Origin of the sequence: Shigella sp. FC1967 (assembly GCF_001743005.1) — a bacterium.
Classification (GTDB): Bacteria; Pseudomonadota; Gammaproteobacteria; order Enterobacterales; family Enterobacteriaceae; genus Proteus.
Window position 1 is genome coordinate 1 of record NZ_MIIZ01001067.1, and the last position, 1,054, is coordinate 1,054.

General features: G+C 51.2%; 2 protein-coding genes and 1 pseudogene. All 3 read left to right on the forward strand.

Annotation, left to right across the window (positions count from 1 at the left end; translation table 11 throughout):
• On the forward strand, window positions 1-246 hold a 246-nt coding region (gene traL, locus BHE89_RS18410; protein WP_227631652.1), incomplete at its 5' end, for a type IV conjugative transfer system protein TraL.
• Entirely contained in the window at window positions 243-869 is a 627-nt protein-coding gene (locus tag BHE89_RS18415; RefSeq protein WP_001049716.1) for a TraE/TraK family type IV conjugative transfer system protein, read from the forward strand. The genes traL and BHE89_RS18415, both read left to right, overlap by 4 nt.
• Window positions 853-1,054 (forward strand): annotated as a pseudogene (locus tag BHE89_RS18420) (conjugal transfer protein TraK); the annotation flags it as partial. The gene BHE89_RS18415 and the pseudogene BHE89_RS18420, both read left to right, overlap by 17 nt.

Consider the following 1,054-nt stretch of genomic DNA (forward strand, 5'->3'; position numbering starts at 1 on the left):
CCCCCGCATCTGCTGTTGTGGAGCGCAGATGAGTTGGCCCCGATGCTTTTGGGGCTAACGATAGGGGTCATCATCGGTAAGGCCCTGATCTGCTTTCTGGGGGGGTTACTTGTAACCAACCTTTATCGCCGATTCAGGGATAACCATCCGGATGGATACCTGCTCCACATGATCTACTGGGCCGGGTTCATCATGACCAAGGCCAAATCTCTCAAGAACCCGTTTGTCCGGAGGTATTTGCCTTGAACCTGAAAAAGTATCTCAAGACCTGGGAAGGGACCCAAACAGAAAATAAGTGGGGACGAATCTTCCAGGGTGGTCTTATTGCTATCGTTTTCCTGCTGGTGGTCCAAGTATTCAGCAAGGAAACCATCGTCACTATCCAGCCTTTCACGCTTACGGAAGAAGCCTGGGTGACGAAAAATAACGCCTCTCAGTCCTATAAAGAGGCTTGGGGTTTCGCTTTTGCTCAGCTCCTTGGCAATGTGACGCCAGGAACCGTTGACTTTGTGAAAGAACGGATCACCCCGCTTCTCTCCCCGAGCATCTATCAGGACGTGATTGATGCCATCGAAATTCAAGCTCAACAGATCAAGAACGACCGCGTAACCATGCGGTTTGAGCCGCGTTTTGTTGAGTACGAGCCCAAGAGCGACAAGGTGTTTGTCTACGGATATTCCTACGTCAAAGGGGCTTCTTCTAACGAAGAGCGTAGCGAACGCTCCTACGAGTTCGCCATCAAGATTTCAAACTACGCGCCCGTGCTGGACTACATCGACACCTATGTAGGAAAGCCACGCACCAAAACTGTTTTGGAGCAACTCCAGCGCAAAGAAGAAAACCGGAGAAAGCATGAAGAACAACGCTAAACTTTCGCTCCTGGCGCTGTCCTTGGCGCTTGGAACTTCAATGGCCTATGCCTCGGATGACATTCCTGTTGTCCCGGCCAGTGTTATGAAAAAGGATGTTCCTGCCCCTGTGACGTCAGGACAAAGCTCCCATGAGGTTGTGGGCAGCATGAATGAAAACCCCTTACTGACGATGAAGCCGGGGG